This window comes from Roseateles sp. GW823-FHT07B05 (genome assembly GCF_058794515.1).
In genome coordinates, this window is record NZ_JBXAGX010000015.1 from 61,022 (window position 1) to 77,458 (window position 16,437).

Here is a 16,437-nt window from a genome sequence, read left to right on the forward strand (position 1 = left end):
GTCACGGCAGGTTGTCCAGATGGACGGTGTGGTACAGCGTGACCGACTCCTTGTCGGCGAAGTCCCTCGCATCGTTGATGCCCAGCTGGAGCCTCAGCGTCACCAGCGCGTAGCGCGCCGCGATGGCCGGCACGTCGTAGCTGAAGCTGCAGCTCTGCACATGCCGCGCCAGCACGGCCGCCGTGCCGCCGCTGGGTGGGTCGGGCTGCGTGGCCAGGAAGCCGTAGCCCGTGTAGCGCGTCAGCGTGTTGACGCCGGCCGTCGTGTCGCAGCGGTAGGTCACCGGCTGCTCGATGGCGTAGACGCGGTAGGGCGCCGCCTGCAGCGACACCGGCAGCGCCGCACCGGCGATGGTCACGCTGTTGACGCTGCCGGCGGCGGTGGAGGCCACGCGGACGTTGGCCTGCGTGTAGGCGTCGGCGTCGGGCACGCCGGGACCGAGGTTGTACCAGGCCAGCCGCTGATTGCCGGCCGACAGCTTCAGCGCCGGGCCGACGATGGCGAAGCTGGTGTCGGCGGTGCCGAACAGCAGCGGGTCGGCCGCGTCGGTGCCCACCGCATAGCGCGCGGCGGCGCTGACGGGGATGAGCTCCAGGCTCTGCCCCGTGATGCGCGCGCTGTTGGGCAGCGCGCCGGCCAGGTCGCGGGCGATGCGGCGCAGCGCGGTGTCCGCCTCGTCGGTGAGCTGGGCGCGGGTGGCGCTGGCGAAGTAGGCCTGCGTGGCCGGCGCGATGAAGATGGACACCATCGCGATGACGACACCGGTGATGGCGATCACCATGACCGCCTCGATCAGCGTGAAACCGCGCTGCAATGTTGTGCCCCTCGCCCAACCTCGCATCGCTGAACGCGAGCGAGTCTGGTCGGTCCCCCGAGGGGACGGCGATGCTTGCCGGGTGGACCGGCAAGCACATCGCCATGGCGGGCCGGCTCGGGAGCGGCCCAGCGCTCGGCCCGCAACCGGAGATCGCTCAGAACGGCGAGTTGGGCGCATAGCGGGTTCGCCAGCCTTGCAGCACGACGGCGTCGGCGGCGCGGTTGCCGGGCGGCGTCACGGTGACGGTGATCTTCAGCGCATCGCCGCTGGCAGCGGTCAGCGTGTCCAGCGCCGCGGCGGCCACCGTGACGCTGGCCGAGTAACCCGCCAGGCCGCTGACCGCGTTGCCGGCGATGTCGCTGATGCCGGCCATCGAGAAGCCGTGGTAGTCGTTGACGTTGTTGAAGTAGGTGGTGGGGCCGTAGCGGGTCTCGCCGGCTTCCGGGCCGAGGGCCTCGACCGTGCCGCCGCATTCGGTGCTGGTGGCGGCCGTGGCGGTCGCGACGTTGGGCGTCGACGGATCGCACCACGTGAACGGCATCAGCTGCACCTCGCGCAGCAGCGATTCGGCGATGGCCAGCTGCTGGCGGCGGATGGCGGGGTCGGCGCTGCCCGCGGTGGCGGTCGTGAAGACCCGCAGCATCGCCGCCAGCGCGATGCCGACGATGGCGATGAACAGCAGCAGCTCGATCAGCGTGAGGCCCTGGGCCCGGCGGGGGAGGTGCATGCGGGTCATGCTAGCCCAGGCAGCGTGCCGCCGAAGCGTCAAGGAAGGGCGTAGATCAGGCCCGTGTCGGTCTCGACACGGTAGGCCTGGCTGTAGCTGCCGGAGGCGACCGTGACGGTCAGGCTGGTGGCCGTGCTGGTGGCGGTGGCGCCGCTGTTGGCGCTGTTGAACGTGACGGTGCGGCTGCCGCCTTCGGCGATGCAGGGCGACTCGGTGGCAGGGCAGGGCAGGCTGCCGAGGCTGGCGCCGCCCGCGTAAGCCCAGCTGACGCCGCTGCCGGTGATCGTCGCCACGATGGGCCGGCGCTGCTGCAGCGCGAGCCGCAGCATGCCGTGGTGGCGGGCGACGAGGTCGTCGCCAAACGAACGCAGCCGCCACAGCGTCGTGTCCACCACCTTGGGAAGGGCGAACACCGCCAGGGCGGCTGTGATCACGAGGACGAGGATGAGCTCGATCAGCGTGAAGCCACGCGAGATGCGTGGCCGTGGCTCGCGCATCAGGAGATGCCGGTGGCCGTGAAGTTGGCTTGCTTGCCGTTGCCGTTCACGACGCAGGTGGTGACGGTGGACTCGGCGGTGATGGCGGCAGCGGTGATGGTGTAGCCGCTGGGCAGGCCGGTGCCGGCGGTGCCGGTGTAGCTCTGCTGCGTCTTCTCGACGTCGCTGCAGTTGGCAATGGCCACGCCCTTGGTGCCGTTGGCCTTGCGCGAGGCGTAGTTGATGGCCGAGCCGGAGCTCAGCGCGCCGGCCACGCCGTTGACGGCGGCCTGCTTGGCATCGTCGTCCACGTTGACGAACTTGGGCAGTGCGACGGCGGCCAGCACGCCCAGGATGACGATGACCATCACCAGCTCGATGAGCGTGAAACCAGCTTGTTGAGACTTGTTCATGGAGAGTCCTTCCTGCGCGGTGCGCTGTCGTCCGGGAGTGGGCGAACTATCGGCCAGCCGGCGCCACGCCGGAAGTGAATTGCGCACAGCGCGCTGCACCCCCGCCGACGCCGGCCTGCAAACCGTTGCAAGGTTCACACGCCGGGCGTGGCGTCAGCGCCCCATGGCCGCCTGGCCGAGGTTCCACAGCGGCAGGAAGACGCCCAGCGCCAGCACCAGCACCAGCGCGCCGATGATGGCCAGCAGGATGGGTTCGATGGCGGCGGACAGGCCCTTGATGGCGTAGTCGGTCTCGCGCTCGTACATCTGCGCGATCTCGGTCATCAGCGTGTCCAGCTCGCCGGTCTCCTCGCCCACCGCAATCATTTGCAGCACGATGGGCGTGAAGACACCGGTGCCGGTCGCGCAGCGCGAGATGCTCTCACCGCGCTCCACGCCGTCGCGCATCTGCTCGATGCGGGCGCCGATGTAGGCGTTGTCCACCGTCTGCGCCACCACGGTCATGGCCTGGCTGATGGGCACGCCGGAGCTGCTGGCCAGCGCGAAGCTGCGCGCGAAGCGGGCCAGCGTGGCCTTCAGCACGATGTCGCCGGCGATGGGCAGGCGCAGCTTGAAGCGGTCCCAGGTGTAGCGGCCGCTGGCGGTGGCCAGCCAGTTGCGCCAGGCGAACACGGTGCCGATGCCCGCGGCCAGCACCAGGGGCCACCACTTGACGGTCCAGCCCGAGAAGCCCAGCAGGATGCGCGTCATCAGCGGCAGCTCGCTCCTGAAGTGCGCGAAGACCTCGGCGAACTTGGGCAGCACGAAGAGGTTGATGATGATCAGCGCGATGGCCATCGCGACGATCACCATCAGCGGGTAGCGCAGCGCCTGCTTGATGCGGGCGCGGATGTCCAGCTCGAACTCCAGGTGCTCGGACAGGCGCTGGAACACCTCGGTCAGCCGGCCCGTCAGCTCGCCCACGCGCGTCATCGCGATGTAGAAGGCGCTGAACACGGCCGGGTGGCGGGCGAAGGCGGTGGCCAGCTCGCGGCCCTGGTCCAGGCTCGCGCGCACGTCCTGCAGCAGGCTGATGATGCCGGGGTGGCTGGTGGACGCCTCCAGCCCGGCCAGCGCGCGCAGGATGGGCACGCCGGCCTTCTGCAGCGTGTAGAGCTGGCGCGTCAGCACCAGCGTGTCCTCGCCGGTGATGGGCCGGGCCAGCAGCGCCTGCAGCCAGCCGCCGCCGGTGGCCGCGCTGACGGCGTCCTGCGTCGGCTCGATGCTGACCGGCACGACACCGCCGGCCATCAGCTGCGCGGCGACGGCGTCGCTGCTGACGGCATCGACGATGCCTTCGACCAGCTCGCCGCGGCCGTTGCGGCCCTTGAACGCGAAGTTGCTCATTCAGGGTCGACGCTGATGCGAACGGCTTCGGCCAGCGACGTCTTGCCCTCGCGCACCAGCGCCAGGCTGCGGTCGGCCAGCGTCTTGCCCTTCAGCGACCGGCGCGCCGCGGCCAGGAAGGCGCCGGCGTCGCTCTTCTGGATGGCCAGCGCCATGTCGGGGTCCAGCTCCAGCATCTCGTAGATGCCGCGCCGGCCCTGGGTGCCGGTGCCGTGGCATTCCGCACAGCCGCGCCCCTTGACGCTGGCCACCGGCGCCGGCGCCTCGCCGTTGAGCGACAGCACCTCGTTGACCCAGGCCTGCTCCTGCGGCGTGGCGTGGTGCGGCTCGGCGCAGTGCTTGCAGACGCCGCGCAGCAGCCGCTGCGCCAGCACCGCCTGCAGCGAGGTGGCCACCATGAAGGGCGGCGCCGCCATGTCCAGCAGCCGGAACGGCGTGGAGACGGTGTCCTTGGTGTGCAGCGTGCTCAGCAGCAGGTGGCCGGTGATGGCGGCGCGCAGGCCGATCTCGGCGGTCTCGGCGTCGCGCATCTCGCCGACGAGGATGACGTCGGGGTCCTGCCGCAGCGCGGCGCGCAGCACCTTGGCGAAGTCCAGGTCGATCTTGTCGTTGACCTGCACCTGCGTGAGGCCCGGCAGCCGGTACTCGATGGGGTCCTCGGCCGTGATGATCTTGAGCTTTTCGGCGTCCAGCTCGGCCAGCGCGGCGTACAGCGTCGACGTCTTGCCTGAGCCCGTGGGACCGGTGACGAGGATCATCCCGGAGTCGCGCGCCAGCAGCTCGCGGAAGCGCTTGAGCATGTCGTCGGGCATGCCGATCTGGTCCAGCCGGCGCAGTGCCGAGCCCTGGCCCAGCAGCCGCATGACGACCGACTCGCCGTACTGGCTGGGCATGGTGGACAGGCGCACGTCCAGCGTGCGGTCGGAGAGGCGCAGCGTGAAGCGGCCGTCCTGCGGCAGGCGTTTCTCGGAGATGTCCAGGCCGGCCATCAGCTTGAGCCGCTGCGCCAGCGCCGGGGCGATGCGCTTGTCGGCCTGCGTCAGCGTCTGCAGGATGCCGTCAACGCGGGTGCGGATCAGCAGCTCGCCTTCCTGCGGCTCGATGTGCACGTCGGACGCGCCGGCACGCGTGGCGTCCTCGAACACGCTCTGCAGCAGCCGCACGACCGGCGCGCCCTCCTGGCCCACGCTGGCCTGCAGCGTGCCGAAGTCCACCGCGTCGCCGATGTCCTTCTCCAGCGCCTTGGCCAGGCCGGAGATCTCATCGCTGCGGCGGTAGTGCTTGTCGAAGACGGCGGCGAGCTGGCTGTCGGCCACCACCGCCATCGCGAGGCGGCGCTTCAGGATCTTGGCCAGTTCGTCAAAGCCGAACAGGTCCAGCGGGTCGGCCATGGCCACCAGCAGCGTGTCGCCGCGCTCCTCCAGCACCAGCGCGCGGAAGCGCCGTGCGGGCGTCTCGGGCAGCAGCCGCACCAGCTCGGTCTTCAGCGGGAAGGTCTTCAGGTTGACGAACGGCGCGCGCAACTGGCGGGCCAGCACGTGGGCCAGCGCCTCCTCGGTGATGAGGTTGGCCTCGATGAGGAGGCGGCCCAGCTTCTTGCCGGTGGCACGCTGCAGCTCCAGCGCCTGCGTCAGCTGGTCGGCCGAGATCAGCTGCTGCTCGACGAGGACGTCGCCCAGGCGCAGCTTGGGGCGGGGGGCGGCGGCGGCTTCTTCGGTCATGTGTTGCTGGTGGCGTGGACTTCAGCCAGGGTGGTCACGCCGTGCAGCACCTTGACGATGCCGTCCTGCCGCAGCGAGCGCATGCCCTCGGCCAGCGCGGCGTGGAAGAGTTCCTCGGCGCGGGCACCGGTCTGCACCATGCGGCGCAGGTTCTTGGAAACGGTCAGCAGTTCGTGCAGGCCGGCGCGGCCCTTGAAGCCGCTGTGGCCGCAGGCCGCGCAGCCGGGGCTGTGGAACTTCATCAGCCGGCCGTCCTTGCCGTGCTCGCGCGTCCACGCGGCGGCCAGCGCCGCGCGGTCGGGGCGCGCATCGGCAGGGAAGACGTGCAGGAAGTCGTCCAGCAGCTCGCCCAGCTCGGCCTCGCTCATGGGCTCGGCGACCTGGCACGCCGCGCAGCTGCGCCGCACCAGCCGCTGCGCCAGCACGGCCAGCAGCGAGTCGGCGAAGTTGAACGGGTCCATGCCCATGTCCAGCAGCCGCGTGATGGTCTCGGCGGCGCTGTTGGTGTGCAGCGTGGACAGCACCAGGTGGCCCGTCAGCGACGCCTCGATGGCGATCTCGGCGGTTTCCTGGTCGCGGATCTCGCCGACCATGATGACGTCGGGGTCGGCGCGCAGGAAGGCGCGCAGCGCCTTCGCGAAGGTCCAGTCGATGCGCGGGTTGACCTGCACCTGGCGCAGCCCGGCCTGGGTGATCTCGATGGGGTCCTCGGCCGTCCAGATCTTGCGTTCGGCGGTGTTGATGTGGCTGAGCGCCGAGTGCAGCGTCGTCGTCTTGCCCGAACCCGTGGGGCCCACGCACAGCACCATGCCGTAGGGGCGCGACACGGCCGTCTCCAGCGCCCGGCGGTTGGCCGGCGTGAGGCCGATGCGGTCCAGCGGGATGGGCCGGCTGGAGGCCAGCAGCCGCATGACGACGTCTTCCAGCCCGTTGTTGGTCGGGATGGTGGCCACGCGCAGCTCCAGCCGGTGCTGCGACGAGAAGCGGGCGAAGTTGATCTTGCCGTCCTGCGGCTTGCGGCGCTCGGAGATGTCCAGGTCGCACATGATCTTGATGCGCGCGATCATCGCGTTGCGGTAGGTGTGCGGCAGCTCCAGGTAGGGCTGCAGCTGGCCGTCGCGGCGGAAGCGGATCTTGAGCTTCTCGCGGCCCGGGTAGGTCTCGATGTGGATGTCGGACACGCCTTGGTTGTGCGCCTCGCTGATCATCGTGTTGATGAGGCGCACCAGCGAGTTGTCGCTCTGCTCGATGGCCGGCTCGTCCTCGCGGGCCGAGCGCTCGCTGCTGTCGCGCTCCAGGCTCTCGATGAGCTTGTTGGAACTCTCCAGCGTGAAGTCGGGCGTGAGGTCGGGCAGCGGGTCGATGCTGCTGCGCGACACGGCCTCGCTGCCGAAGCGGTCGAAGGTGGTCGGGATGGCGAACTGCAGCGTGCCCAGCCGGGTCAGCGTGGGCACGACCTTGAGCTGCGTGATGAACTCCACCTCGTCGATGGCGTCGCGGCGCGTCGGGTCTTCCATCGCGATGATGAGGCGGCCCTCGCGAAGCACCAGCGGCAGCATCTCCAGCCGCTTGGCGACGGCGAACGGCAGCTTGCGCACGGCGTCGGGCTCGATGGCGAAGTTCTCCACATCGACGACCGGGTAGCCCATCTTGCGGGCCAGCGCCGACTGCAGCTGCGCCCGGCTGATGACGCCCTTGCGCACCAGCAGCTCGCCCAGCGGCACGGAGCGGTCGTCGCGCTGCTGCACCAGCGCCGTCTCCAGCTGCTCGGGCGTCACCAGCTCCAGCGCCAGCAGCGCCTCGCCGATGCGCACCATGGGCATGCGCGCCTGCTGCTCGATGGCTCGCAGCAGCTGTTCGGCCGTGACGATCTGCTGCTCGACGAGGATGTCTCCGACGCGCTTCTGGCGCAGGCCGGTCTGCTCGACGGCGGCGGCCGCGAGCTGCTCCTGCGTGACGAGCTGGTCCTTGAGCAGCAGGTCGCCGATGCGCTCGCCGACCTCGAAATGCGCCAGCACCTCGCGCGGGATGAAGACGCGGCGCACCGAGTCATCGCTGTCGGACAGCGGCGGGAACAGGAACAGGCCCAGCTTGTCGTGCTGGTGGCCGATGGTGACGCCCTTGAGCTCGTCGCCGCCGTTGAAGACGAGGCGGAAGTCGCTGCGCGGGCGCTGGTCGACGCTGAGCGGCGCGGCCAGATCGCTGTCGTCGCGCGGCGGCACGGCGATGGCTCGCAGCAGCTTGATGGCGCGGAACTGGCTGAACTTCAGCGGCATGCTGTTGCGCGCCGGTGGCACGTTGATGCGCACGGTGCGCTCGACGGCGTCCAGCGCCAGCAGCTGGCCGTTGCTGCGGCTGTTGTTCAGGCCCAGGATCTCGCAGGCCTCGGGGCCTTGCTGAACCTGCGGCTGAGGGTAGGCCGCGTAAGGAGGGCTGGGCCAGAGGAAGCCCGGTGGCGGCTCGGCGCTGGCCGCGGCGTCGCCATGGGGCCAGGGCAGTGGCTCGGACGGGTCGGTCATGGCCGCTGATTATGGAGGCCCGGCGTTGCGGCGCCGGGCTCAAAAACGCCACGGTCGGGCGGCATTCCCGACAATGGTCGCATGAACATCCTGCTCACCGGCTTCGAGCCTTTCGGCGGCGAGGCGATCAATCCGTCCTGGGAAGTGGCGCGCGCGCTGCACGGCCAGCTCATCGCCGGCGCCACGGTGCAGGCACGCTGCCTGCCCACCACGTTTGCCGGCGCGCCCGAGGTGCTGGCGCGGGCGCTGGACGAACTGCGGCCCGTGATGGTGATCGCGCTGGGCCAGGCCAGCGGCCGCAGCGAGGTGTCGATCGAACGCGTGGCCGTCAACCTCATCGACGCGCGCATCGCCGACAACGCCGGCCAGCGCCCGCAGGACGTGCCGGTGCGCGCCGGCGCGCCCGCGGCCTACTTCTCGACGCTGCCCATCAAGCCCATGCGCGACGCGTTGCGGGCGGCGGGGCTGCCGGCGGGGCTGTCGCTGTCGGCTGGCGCCTTCGTCTGCAACCAGCTGTTCTTCGAGCTGCAGCACCAACTGGCGGGGCAGGGCGTGCCCAGCGGCTTCATCCACCTGCCGGCGCTGCCGGAGCAGGCGGCGCGCGCCTTGCCGTCGGTGCCCAGCATGGGGCTGGCGGCGCAGGTGGACGCTATCCGGCTGGCGCTGGCCGTCGCGCTGGCGCCGGGGGCGGCTGCGCAGACGCCCGACGAGGGCGCGCCCACGAGCTGATCAGTCTTCGCTGTAATGGCGCCAGCGCGCGCTGGCCTGGCGCATCAACGCCACCTGGCACGCAAAGCGCCGGCAGTTGCCGCATGCGCGCTGGTGCAGCCGCAACGACAGCCGCTCGGCCAGCGGCAGCACGCGGTCCTCGCCGCCCAACAGGATCTTGGTCGCCTCGCGGCAGGTGATCATCAGCTTGATCAAGTGGTGCTCCGCGTCGTGCCGAACCAGCCCATCTGCAGGCATTCCCGCAGCCTCAGGCGGGCGCGGTGCAGCATGACCCACAGGTTGGTCGGCGTGATCGCCAATTCCTTACAGATCTCGTCCGACTCCAGCTCCAGCCACTCGCGCATCATGAAGAGGCGCCCCTGCTGGCCCGGCAGCTTGTCCACGCAGGCCTCCAGCACCTTCATGAAGTCCAGCTGCCGCAGCGCATCCTCGGGGTTGCCCCAGTCGTGCTGGGTCTCGCGCCAGTGGCCGTCGGCGGCGAACAGCAGGTCGTCCAGGTCCTCGCCGTCGTCGCTGCTCGCTGTCGTCGACAGCTCGCGGCTGTTCTTGCGGATCTGGTCGATGAGCTTGTGCTTGAGGATGCCGATGAGCCAGGTCTTGAGCTGGCTCCCGCCCGCGAAGGCCTGCGGCTTCTCGAGCGCGGCGAGCACGGCCTCCGACACCGCGTCCTCGGCCCAGGCCGGGTTGCGCAGCTGCAGCCGCGCGTACTTCAGCAGCACGGGGCGCAGGGCTTCGATCTGGCTGCAGTAATCCGGCGTGGCGGTCATGGCGGCGCGCAGTGTAAGGAATCAACAGTGTCTTGCGACTTCAACCTCGCCGCCGCATCATCGGCCGCCTTTCACCCCCCAACCTTTTGGAGACCTGTCCCATGAAGAACCCCGCCCTCGTGTCCTCCGCCCTGGCCGCCGCACTGTCGCTGGGCCTCGTCGCCCACGCCCAGGCCGCCGACGCCGCCAAGGAAAAGTGCTACGGCATCGCCAAGGCCGGCCAGAACGACTGCGCCGCAGCCAACGGCAGCCACTCCTGCGCCGGCCAGGCCAAGACCGACAAGGACGCCAACGAATGGAAGTACGTCGCCAAGGGCACGTGCGAGAAGGAAGGCGGCTCGACCAAGCCGGCCGCCAAGAAGTAAGCATGGGCATGGCGCCAGAAGCCTGCGTCGGCATCGGCTGGCGCCAGCCCCACTACGAGACCTTGCTGGCCCGGCGCCCCGCGCTGGGCTTCATCGAGGTTCATTCGGAGAACTTCTTCGCCGACGGCGGCCTCACGCTGGCCGTGCTGGACGCCGGCCGCGCGGCCTACGACGTCAGCCTGCACGGCGTGGGCCTGGCGCTGGGCTCGGCCGCCGGGCTGGACGAGCGCCATCTGGCGCAGCTGGCCCGGCTCGTCGAGCGCGTGCAGCCGCGCTGGGTGTCGGACCATGCCTGCTTCGCGCGCGTCGGCTCGGGGTTGCACGCGGCGGACCTGCTGCCCATCCCGTTCAACGACGAATCACTGGCACTGATGGTTCGCCACGTCGAGCAGGTGCAGCAGCGCCTGCGCCGGCCCGTGCTGGTGGAGAACATCAGCGCCTATGCCGGCTGGGCGGGAGACACGCTGGCCGAGCCCGAGTTCTTCAACCTGCTGACGCAGCGCAGCGGCTGCGGCCTGCTGCTGGACGTCAACAACCTGTTCGTCAACGCGCGCAACGACGGGCTGGCTCCCGAGGCCGCCGCACGCGAGGCGATGCGCTGGGTGGATGCGATCCGGCCCGGCAGCGTCGGCGAGATCCACGTGGCCGGGCACTGCGAGCAGACCGACGGACTCGTCATCGACGACCACGGCAGCCGCGTGCGCGACGAGGTCTGGCAGGTCTACGCGCACGCGATCCGGCGCTTCGGCCCCACGCCGACGCTCATTGAATGGGACACGGCGGTGCCGGAGCTGGACGTGCTGCTGGACGAAGCTGGCCGGGCGAGGGCGGCGGCATGCTGACGCAGCAGCAGGCCTTCGTCGACGCGCTGCTGGGCCGTGGCGACGCGCCGGCCGGGCTGACCGGCGCCGAACGCGGCCTCGCGGCCTACCGCAACAACCTGAGGGCCTTGTCGGCCCAGGCGCTGGCCGTGGCCTTCGGCCGCCTGCACGACGCGCTGGGCGAGGACGAATTCGCGTCGCTGGCCTGGACGTTCTGGCGCCACCATCCGCCCGAGAGTGGCGACCTGGCGCAGTGGGGCGGGGCACTGGCGGCCTTCCTCATCGAACGCGCCGGCGAAGACTCGGGCCTGCCCGACCTGGCCCGGCTGGACTGGGCGTCGCACCGGGCCGAACGCGCGGCCGATGCGACGCTGGACGCCGAGTCCCTCGCGCTGCTGGGCACGACGCCGCCCGAGCAGCTGTGGCTGCAACTGCGGCCCGGTGTCGCGCTGCTGGCGCAGCACAGCGGGCCGGTGCTGGTGTGGCGCCAGGGCTGGCGCTCGGTGTCGCAGCCGCTGCCGCCGGCGGAGGCCGCGTTCATGCAGGCGCTGCTGGACGGCGTGAATCTTGCCGACGCGCTGGTGAAAGGTTCGGCGCCCGAGACCGACTTCGACTTCGGCGCCTGGCTGCAAGCCGCGCTGCAGAACGCCTGGCTGCAAGAGGTCAGGGCTGCCACCCCGAACCGGACACCCCCGCCATGAATGCTCTGATCTCCGCCGCGCTGCGCACCTTCACCGACCCGGGCGTGCCGCCCAGCCGCCTGCCGGCGCCGCTGGACACGGCCGTCAGCCACCTGCAGTCCGTCGCGCTGCTGGCGGCGCGGCTGTACGTGGCGCAGGTGTTCTTCCTGTCGGGCCTGACCAAGCTGCGCGACTGGTCGTCGACGCTGGCCTTGTTCAACGACATCTACCAGGTGCCGCTGCTGCCACCGGCGCTGGCCGCCTACCTGGGCACGGCCGGCGAGCTCGTGCTGCCGGTGCTGCTGGTGCTGGGCCTGGCCGGGCGCTTCGCCGGCGCGGGGCTGTTCGTCGTCAACCTGATGGCGGCGCTGTCGCTGATGGCCGACGACTTCACGCCGGCCGCCGAGGCACAGCACACGCTGTGGGGTGTGCTGGCCGTCGTCATCGCGCTGTGGGGCTCGGGGCGCTGGTCGGTCGACCGCTGGCTGGCTACTCGCGCGGCCTGAAGTTCAGGATGATGACCGGCGGCACGCGGCCGTCGGTATCGCGCGGCAGCGTCTCGGCCTTCTCGACGGCACGCAGCACGGCGCGGTCCCACTCGGGGTCGTTGCTGGACTTCAGGATCTTGCTGCCCAGGATGCGACCGTCCGGAGCCAGCGCCACCTGCACCTCCGCCGTCGGGTTGGCCGCACCATCGTCGGAGTAGATGATCAGCGGGCGGATCCTGCCCTTCACGCGGCCCACCCAGCCGGCCGACGGCGCGGCGTTCTGCGCCGCGTTGCCCGTGGACCCCGGCGTGCCGCCGGCCATGCCCTGGATGCGGCGCAGGAACTCCTGGCGCTGCGCCTCGCGCTTGGCGTCGGCGTCCTTGGCTTCCTTCGCCTCTTTGGCGTCCTTGGACGCCTTGTCCTTCTTGCGGTCGGCCTCTTCCTTGGCGGCCTTGTCCTTCGCCAGCTTGTCCTTGGCTTCCTTCTCCTTGACCGCCTTCTCGCGCTCGAGCTTGGCCGCGGCTTCTTCGCGGGCCTTCTCGTCCTTGCGCTTCTTCTCCTTGGCGATGGCGATCTCGGCCTCGCGTTGCTCGGCGGCGGCTTCCTCGGCCGCCTGCTGCTGGGCCTTCAGGTCGCGCTTGGGCGCCTCGGGCTCGGGCTCCGGCGGCACTTCCTCGCGCGGCGCGGCGATCTGCGGAATGGACGACCACAGCTCGGCCTCGAAGGCCGGCTCCGAGTCGCTGCGCCAGTGCAGGCCGTAGCTGAGCGCGAAGATCAGCAGGCCGTGCGCGATCAGCGCGAACAGCAGGCCGCGGCCGATGCCGGCGACCTCGGGGGGACGCAACGTCGCGGCAGCCGTCATGTCACTTCGCGGCGGCGCCGCTCTTCACGGCTAGGCCCACGCGCTGCACGCCGGCGCGCTGCAGCGTGTCCATCACCTGCACGACGGCCTCGTACTTGACGTTCTTGTCGGCGGAGATGACGACCGGGTTGCTGGCGTTGCTGCCCTGCGCCTTCTTCACGCGCTCGGCCAGCCGGTTGACCGGGATGCTCTCGGGCTCCAGCTGGTCGACCTTGATCTTCAGCCGCTCGTCGGTGCCGACGATGACCTGGATGACGTGCTCGGGCTGCTGCTTGCTCTTGCCCACGCTGGGCAGGTCCACGAGGCCGGTGGTGATCAGCGGCGCGCTGACCATGAAGATGATGAGCAGCACCAGCATCACGTCGATGAACGGGACCATGTTGATCTCGTTCATCGTGCGGCGCCGGCGGCCGCCGCGGGCGGAGACGGCGGCCATTTAGTTTTGCGTGGCGTTGCGTTGCAGGATGTTGGAGAACTCTTCGATGAAGGTCTCCAGCGTGATCGCGCTGCGGTCGATCTGGCGCGCGAAGCGGTTGTAGGCCAGCACGGCCGGGATGGCCGCGAACAGGCCGATGGCCGTCGCGACCAGCGCCTCGGCGATGCCCGGTGCCACCGTGGCCAGCGTCACCTGCGTCAGGTTGGACAGGCCGACGAACGCATGCATGATCCCCCAGATGGTGCCGAAAAGGCCCACGTACGGCGACACGGAGCCGACCGAGGCGAGGAAGGACAGGTTGCTCTCCATCGCGTCCAGCTCGCGCTGGAAGCTGGCGCGCATCGCGCGTCGGGCGGCGTCCAGCAGCGCGCCGGAGTCGGTCACGCGCTTCTCGCGCAGCTTCAGGAACTCGCGCATGCCGGACGCGAAGATGCGCTCCAGCGGCGCGCCGTCCTTGCGGTTGCCAACGGCCTGGTAGAGGTCGTTGAGGTTCTTGCCGCTCCAGAACTCGGCCTCGAAGGCATCGTTGCGGCGCTTGATCTGGCCCAGCCCGATGAGCTTGCCGAAGATGACGCTCCAGCTCGCGAGCGACACGAGCAGCAGGCCCGCGATGACGAGCTGCACGGCCAGGCTGGCGTGCAGGATCAGGGAGACGATGGAGAGGTCTTGGTTCATGAAGCGATCGCTGCGACAACAGCGTCAGGGAGGCGTTGGGGTTTCAGGTCAACGGCGCGCACGCAGCCGATGCGGATTTCGCCCTCGGCCAGCAGCGTGTCGCCCCGCAGCGCGCGCTGGCGCACGACGAGGCTGGCACGGCCCGCCGGCTCGGGTTGGACGGTGATGGTGAGCAGGTCGTCCAGCCGCGCCGGCGCCGCGTAGCGCAGGCTGGTGGCGGCGACGACGAACATGATGCCGGTGTCCTCGCGCAGCTGGTGCTGTTCGACACCGGCCGCGCGCAGCCACTCGGTGCGGGCGCGCTCGAAGAACTTCAGGTAGTTGGCGTAGAACACGATGCCGCCAGCATCGGTGTCTTCCCAGTACACGCGCACCGGCCACTGGAAACTCATGCGAGCACCTCGCGCAGGCGTGCAACGGCTTCCTGCAGATCGTCGAGTGACGACGCGAAGGACAGCCGCATCCAGCGCTGCGGGTCGGCCAGGCCGAAGTCGCGGCCGGGCGTCAGCGCGACCTGGGCGCTCTGCAGCAGCTCGTGCGCGAAGCCCCAGCTGTCGGCATGGAAGCGCGACACGTCCATCCACGCATAGAACGCGCCGTCGGGCGCGACGGGCACCGTCAGGCCCAGCGCGTTGAGCGCCGGCACGATGTAGTCCCGGCGTTCGCGCAACACGGCGCGGCGGCGTTCGAACTCGGCGATGGTCGCCGGCTCGAAGCAGGCCAGCGCCGCCTTCTGCGCCAGCGTGGACGGGCAGATGTAGAGGTTCTGCGCGAGCCGCTCGACGGCGGGCACGAGGGCCGGGGGCAGCACCAGCCAGCCCAGCCGCCAGCCGGTCATGCCGAAGTACTTGGAGAAGCTGTTGACGGAGACGATGTCGTCGCCCAGCCCATCCGGCAGCCCGAGCGCGCTGTGGCCGAAATGGTCTTCGTAGCTCAGCGGCAGGTAGATCTCGTCGACGACGGTGACGCCGCCGTGCTCGCGCACGAAGCCGGCCATTGTCGCCAGCACCTCGGGCGCGATGGACGTGCCGGTGGGGTTGCTTGGCGACGCCAGCAGCACGCCGCGCGTGGCTGGCGTCCAGGCGTCGCGCACTTGATCGGCATCCAGCTGGAAACGCCCGGCAGCGCTGGTGGGCAGCAACCGCGGCGTCGCGTCCGCGGCCGTCACGAAGTGGCGGTTGCACGGGTAGCAGGGGTCCGGCATCAGCACCTCGTCGCCGCGCTCGAAGAGCGCCAGGCAGGCGAGCTGCAAGCCGGCCGAGGCGCCGGCGGTGATGGCAATGCGCTCGGGCGCAATGGCCAGGCCGAAGCGCAGACCGTACCAGCGCGAGATGGCCTCACGCAGCGCCGGCAGCCCCAGCGCGTCGGTGTAGGGCGTGTCGCCCTGCGCGATGCGCGCGACGGCCTCGCGCACGGCGGGCGCGGCGCCGAAGTCGGGCTCGCCAATGTTGAGCCGGATCATGCGCCGGCCGCCCCGGACCGGGTCGCACAGCGGGCCAGCCGCGAGCTGCGCCGCGGTCTTGGCCAGCTCCATCACATAGAAGGGCTCGATGCGGTCCAGCCGCGCTGCCAGTCTCATCAGCGCTTGGCGGTGACCTCGAGGGGGCGCAAATCCACGGCCGCGCGGTCCAGCACGCCGTTGACGTACTTGTGGCCGTCGGTGCCGCCGAAGGACTTGGCCAGCTCCACCGCCTCGTTGATGGCGACCTTGTACGGAATGTCCAGGCAGTGCTTGAGCTCGTAGGCGCCGATCATCAGGATGCCGTGCTCGATGGGCGACAGCTCCGTCGTCTTGCGGTCCACGTGGCGGGACAGGATGGCGTCCAGGTCGGCCGCCTCGTGCACACAGCCGCCCAGCAGCGCCTCGTAGTGCTTGAGGTCGAGCTTGGCATAGCCTTCCTGCTCGCGGCCCAGCGCGACGATGACGCCGATGTCTTCGCCGGTCAGCAGCCACTGGTAGAGGCCTTGCAGCGCGGCCTCGCGCGAACGGCGGCGGGCCGACTTGACGGGCGCCTTCTTGCCGGCGGGCTTGTTGGCCGTCGTGTTGGCCGTCTTGGGGGCGGTCTTGTTGGGCGTGTTCACTCGATCTCTTTCAGCAGGTTGGCCATCTCGACGGCCACGCGGGCGGCGTCGCGGCCCTTGGGCTCGGCGCGGGCCCAGGCCTGGGCCTCGTTTTCGACGGTCAGGATGGCGTTGGCAATCGGGATGCCGTGGTCCAGCCCGACGCGCGTGACGGCCGAGCCGCTCTCGTTGGCGACCAGCTCGAAGTGGTAGGTCTCGCCGCGGATGATGCAGCCCAGCGCGATGAGGGCGTCGTAGTCGTTGGTCTCGGCCAGCGCCTGCAGCGCCAGCGGCACCTCCAGCGCACCGGGCACCGTCACGTGGCGGATGGCCTCCGCGGGCACGCCCAGCACCGACAGCTCGGCCAGACAGGCGCTGGCCAGCGCGGAGGTGAGGGCGTCGTTGAAGCGGGCCTGCACGATGGCGACGCTCAGGTCGCTGCCGTCGAGGGCGCCTTCGAAGCCGGGCAGGCCTTGGTCGGAGTCTTGCATCGC

Annotated in this window: 21 protein-coding genes; 5 read left to right on the forward strand and 16 right to left on the reverse strand. The window is 70.4% G+C overall.

Annotation, left to right across the window (positions count from 1 at the left end; all coding sequences use genetic code 11):
- Nucleotide 1: 1 nt before the first annotated feature.
- The 7 genes from AC1Q7O_RS23580 to AC1Q7O_RS23610 form a co-directional block, all read right to left on the reverse strand.
- Complete coding sequence (locus tag AC1Q7O_RS23580; RefSeq protein ID WP_492662755.1) at nucleotides 2–994, reverse strand: PulJ/GspJ family protein; 993 nt, start codon at nucleotides 992–994, stop codon at nucleotides 2–4.
- Complete coding sequence (locus tag AC1Q7O_RS23585; RefSeq protein ID WP_492661252.1) at nucleotides 972–1,544, reverse strand: type IV pilus modification PilV family protein; 573 nt, start codon at nucleotides 1,542–1,544, stop codon at nucleotides 972–974. Before AC1Q7O_RS23585 ends, AC1Q7O_RS23580 begins: the two co-directional genes overlap by 23 nt.
- 38 nt (nucleotides 1,545–1,582) lie before the next feature.
- A complete protein-coding gene (locus tag AC1Q7O_RS23590; protein ID WP_492661251.1) occupies nucleotides 1,583–2,041 on the reverse strand; it encodes a pilus assembly FimT family protein in 459 nt (152 codons plus the stop codon).
- Complete coding sequence (locus AC1Q7O_RS23595) at nucleotides 2,041–2,433, reverse strand: prepilin-type N-terminal cleavage/methylation domain-containing protein (RefSeq protein ID WP_492661250.1); 393 nt, start codon at nucleotides 2,431–2,433, stop codon at nucleotides 2,041–2,043. The genes AC1Q7O_RS23590 and AC1Q7O_RS23595 overlap by 1 nt, the downstream gene beginning before the upstream one ends.
- Nucleotides 2,434–2,586: 153 nt before the next feature.
- Nucleotides 2,587–3,819, reverse strand: coding sequence for a type II secretion system F family protein (locus AC1Q7O_RS23600; RefSeq protein ID WP_492661249.1), 1,233 nt, complete (start codon nucleotides 3,817–3,819; stop codon nucleotides 2,587–2,589).
- Complete coding sequence (locus AC1Q7O_RS23605; RefSeq protein ID WP_492661248.1) at nucleotides 3,816–5,540, reverse strand: GspE/PulE family protein; 1,725 nt, start codon at nucleotides 5,538–5,540, stop codon at nucleotides 3,816–3,818. The genes AC1Q7O_RS23600 and AC1Q7O_RS23605 overlap by 4 nt, the downstream gene beginning before the upstream one ends.
- Nucleotides 5,537–8,059: a GspE/PulE family protein gene (locus AC1Q7O_RS23610; protein ID WP_492661247.1), complete on the reverse strand. Its 2,523-nt coding sequence runs from the start codon at nucleotides 8,057–8,059 to the stop codon at nucleotides 5,537–5,539. The genes AC1Q7O_RS23605 and AC1Q7O_RS23610 overlap by 4 nt, the downstream gene beginning before the upstream one ends.
- A gap of 81 nt (nucleotides 8,060–8,140) precedes the next feature.
- On the opposite strand from AC1Q7O_RS23610, the gene pcp reads away from it, so the two are divergent.
- Nucleotides 8,141–8,788, forward strand: a complete 648-nt coding sequence (gene pcp / locus AC1Q7O_RS23615; protein ID WP_492661246.1) for a pyroglutamyl-peptidase I — start codon at nucleotides 8,141–8,143, stop codon at nucleotides 8,786–8,788.
- On the opposite strand, the gene AC1Q7O_RS23620 is transcribed toward pcp, so the two are convergent.
- Nucleotides 8,789–8,983 carry an anti-sigma factor family protein gene (locus AC1Q7O_RS23620; protein ID WP_492661245.1) on the reverse strand — a complete coding sequence of 65 codons (195 nt, stop codon included), beginning with the start codon at nucleotides 8,981–8,983 and terminating at the stop codon, nucleotides 8,789–8,791.
- Nucleotides 8,980–9,555 carry a sigma-70 family RNA polymerase sigma factor gene (locus AC1Q7O_RS23625; RefSeq protein ID WP_492661244.1) on the reverse strand — a complete coding sequence of 192 codons (576 nt, stop codon included), beginning with the start codon at nucleotides 9,553–9,555 and terminating at the stop codon, nucleotides 8,980–8,982. Before AC1Q7O_RS23625 ends, AC1Q7O_RS23620 begins: the two co-directional genes overlap by 4 nt.
- A 101-nt stretch (nucleotides 9,556–9,656) precedes the next feature.
- Between AC1Q7O_RS23625 and AC1Q7O_RS23630 the strand changes: the two genes are divergently transcribed.
- The 4 genes from AC1Q7O_RS23630 to AC1Q7O_RS23645 are packed head-to-tail and all read left to right on the forward strand — an operon-like array spanning nucleotide 9,657 to nucleotide 11,927.
- Nucleotides 9,657–9,920 carry a BufA1 family periplasmic bufferin-type metallophore gene (locus AC1Q7O_RS23630; protein ID WP_492661243.1) on the forward strand — a complete coding sequence of 88 codons (264 nt, stop codon included), beginning with the start codon at nucleotides 9,657–9,659 and terminating at the stop codon, nucleotides 9,918–9,920.
- A gap of 2 nt (nucleotides 9,921–9,922) precedes the next feature.
- Complete coding sequence (bufB, locus tag AC1Q7O_RS23635; protein ID WP_492661242.1) at nucleotides 9,923–10,762, forward strand: MNIO family bufferin maturase; 840 nt, start codon at nucleotides 9,923–9,925, stop codon at nucleotides 10,760–10,762.
- On the forward strand, nucleotides 10,756–11,442 hold the full coding sequence (locus AC1Q7O_RS23640; protein ID WP_492661241.1) for an HvfC/BufC family peptide modification chaperone: 687 nt from the start codon (nucleotides 10,756–10,758) through the stop codon (nucleotides 11,440–11,442). The genes bufB and AC1Q7O_RS23640 overlap by 7 nt, the downstream gene beginning before the upstream one ends.
- Nucleotides 11,439–11,927: a DoxX family protein gene (locus tag AC1Q7O_RS23645; protein ID WP_492661240.1), complete on the forward strand. Its 489-nt coding sequence runs from the start codon at nucleotides 11,439–11,441 to the stop codon at nucleotides 11,925–11,927. The genes AC1Q7O_RS23640 and AC1Q7O_RS23645 overlap by 4 nt, the downstream gene beginning before the upstream one ends.
- Here the strand turns inward: AC1Q7O_RS23645 and tolA are convergent.
- The 7 genes from tolA to ribH are packed head-to-tail and all read right to left on the reverse strand — an operon-like array spanning nucleotide 11,911 to nucleotide 16,434.
- Nucleotides 11,911–12,771, reverse strand: a complete 861-nt coding sequence (gene tolA, locus AC1Q7O_RS23650) for a cell envelope integrity protein TolA (protein ID WP_492661239.1) — start codon at nucleotides 12,769–12,771, stop codon at nucleotides 11,911–11,913. The genes AC1Q7O_RS23645 and tolA overlap by 17 nt on opposite strands.
- A 1-nt stretch (nucleotide 12,772) precedes the next feature.
- The gene (gene tolR / locus AC1Q7O_RS23655; RefSeq protein ID WP_492661238.1) at nucleotides 12,773–13,207 is read right to left on the reverse strand and encodes a protein TolR; all 435 of its coding nucleotides are present in this window, start codon (nucleotides 13,205–13,207) and stop codon (nucleotides 12,773–12,775) included.
- Entirely contained in the window at nucleotides 13,208–13,882 is a 675-nt protein-coding gene (tolQ, locus tag AC1Q7O_RS23660; protein WP_492661237.1) for a protein TolQ, read from the reverse strand.
- Complete coding sequence (gene ybgC / locus AC1Q7O_RS23665; RefSeq protein ID WP_492661236.1) at nucleotides 13,879–14,274, reverse strand: tol-pal system-associated acyl-CoA thioesterase; 396 nt, start codon at nucleotides 14,272–14,274, stop codon at nucleotides 13,879–13,881. The genes tolQ and ybgC overlap by 4 nt, the downstream gene beginning before the upstream one ends.
- Complete coding sequence (locus AC1Q7O_RS23670; protein WP_492661235.1) at nucleotides 14,271–15,461, reverse strand: pyridoxal phosphate-dependent aminotransferase; 1,191 nt, start codon at nucleotides 15,459–15,461, stop codon at nucleotides 14,271–14,273. Before AC1Q7O_RS23670 ends, ybgC begins: the two co-directional genes overlap by 4 nt.
- Nucleotides 15,461–15,964 carry a transcription antitermination factor NusB gene (nusB, locus tag AC1Q7O_RS23675; protein WP_394510015.1) on the reverse strand — a complete coding sequence of 168 codons (504 nt, stop codon included), beginning with the start codon at nucleotides 15,962–15,964 and terminating at the stop codon, nucleotides 15,461–15,463. The genes AC1Q7O_RS23670 and nusB overlap by 1 nt, the downstream gene beginning before the upstream one ends.
- The gene (gene ribH / locus AC1Q7O_RS23680; RefSeq protein WP_492661234.1) at nucleotides 15,961–16,434 is read right to left on the reverse strand and encodes a 6,7-dimethyl-8-ribityllumazine synthase; all 474 of its coding nucleotides are present in this window, start codon (nucleotides 16,432–16,434) and stop codon (nucleotides 15,961–15,963) included. The genes nusB and ribH overlap by 4 nt, the downstream gene beginning before the upstream one ends.
- Between the last annotated feature and the right edge of the window lie 3 nt (nucleotides 16,435–16,437).

What these genes read in the sequence shown, in the direction of transcription:
- AC1Q7O_RS23580 (WP_492662755.1), bottom strand. Translation starts at nt 994, where the DNA reads ATGCGCCCAACTCGCCGTTCTGAGCGATCTCCGGTTGCGGGCCGAGCG.
- AC1Q7O_RS23585 (WP_492661252.1), bottom strand. Translation starts at nt 1,544, where the DNA reads ATGCACCTCCCCCGCCGGGCCCAGGGCCTCACGCTGATCGAGCTGCTG.
- AC1Q7O_RS23590 (WP_492661251.1), bottom strand. Translation starts at nt 2,041, where the DNA reads ATGCGCGAGCCACGGCCACGCATCTCGCGTGGCTTCACGCTGATCGAG.
- AC1Q7O_RS23595 (WP_492661250.1), bottom strand. Translation starts at nt 2,433, where the DNA reads ATGAACAAGTCTCAACAAGCTGGTTTCACGCTCATCGAGCTGGTGATG.
- AC1Q7O_RS23600 (WP_492661249.1), bottom strand. Translation starts at nt 3,819, where the DNA reads ATGAGCAACTTCGCGTTCAAGGGCCGCAACGGCCGCGGCGAGCTGGTC.
- AC1Q7O_RS23605 (WP_492661248.1), bottom strand. Translation starts at nt 5,540, where the DNA reads ATGACCGAAGAAGCCGCCGCCGCCCCCCGCCCCAAGCTGCGCCTGGGC.
- AC1Q7O_RS23610 (WP_492661247.1), bottom strand. Translation starts at nt 8,059, where the DNA reads ATGACCGACCCGTCCGAGCCACTGCCCTGGCCCCATGGCGACGCCGCG.
- pcp (WP_492661246.1), top strand. Translation starts at nt 8,141, where the DNA reads ATGAACATCCTGCTCACCGGCTTCGAGCCTTTCGGCGGCGAGGCGATC.
- AC1Q7O_RS23625 (WP_492661244.1), bottom strand. Translation starts at nt 9,555, where the DNA reads ATGACCGCCACGCCGGATTACTGCAGCCAGATCGAAGCCCTGCGCCCC.
- AC1Q7O_RS23630 (WP_492661243.1), top strand. Translation starts at nt 9,657, where the DNA reads ATGAAGAACCCCGCCCTCGTGTCCTCCGCCCTGGCCGCCGCACTGTCG.
- bufB (WP_492661242.1), top strand. Translation starts at nt 9,923, where the DNA reads ATGGGCATGGCGCCAGAAGCCTGCGTCGGCATCGGCTGGCGCCAGCCC.
- AC1Q7O_RS23640 (WP_492661241.1), top strand. Translation starts at nt 10,756, where the DNA reads ATGCTGACGCAGCAGCAGGCCTTCGTCGACGCGCTGCTGGGCCGTGGC.
- AC1Q7O_RS23645 (WP_492661240.1), top strand. Translation starts at nt 11,439, where the DNA reads ATGAATGCTCTGATCTCCGCCGCGCTGCGCACCTTCACCGACCCGGGC.
- tolA (WP_492661239.1), bottom strand. Translation starts at nt 12,771, where the DNA reads ATGACGGCTGCCGCGACGTTGCGTCCCCCCGAGGTCGCCGGCATCGGC.
- tolR (WP_492661238.1), bottom strand. Translation starts at nt 13,207, where the DNA reads ATGGCCGCCGTCTCCGCCCGCGGCGGCCGCCGGCGCCGCACGATGAAC.
- tolQ (WP_492661237.1), bottom strand. Translation starts at nt 13,882, where the DNA reads ATGAACCAAGACCTCTCCATCGTCTCCCTGATCCTGCACGCCAGCCTG.
- ybgC (WP_492661236.1), bottom strand. Translation starts at nt 14,274, where the DNA reads ATGAGTTTCCAGTGGCCGGTGCGCGTGTACTGGGAAGACACCGATGCT.
- AC1Q7O_RS23670 (WP_492661235.1), bottom strand. Translation starts at nt 15,461, where the DNA reads ATGAGACTGGCAGCGCGGCTGGACCGCATCGAGCCCTTCTATGTGATG.
- ribH (WP_492661234.1), bottom strand. Translation starts at nt 16,434, where the DNA reads ATGCAAGACTCCGACCAAGGCCTGCCCGGCTTCGAAGGCGCCCTCGAC.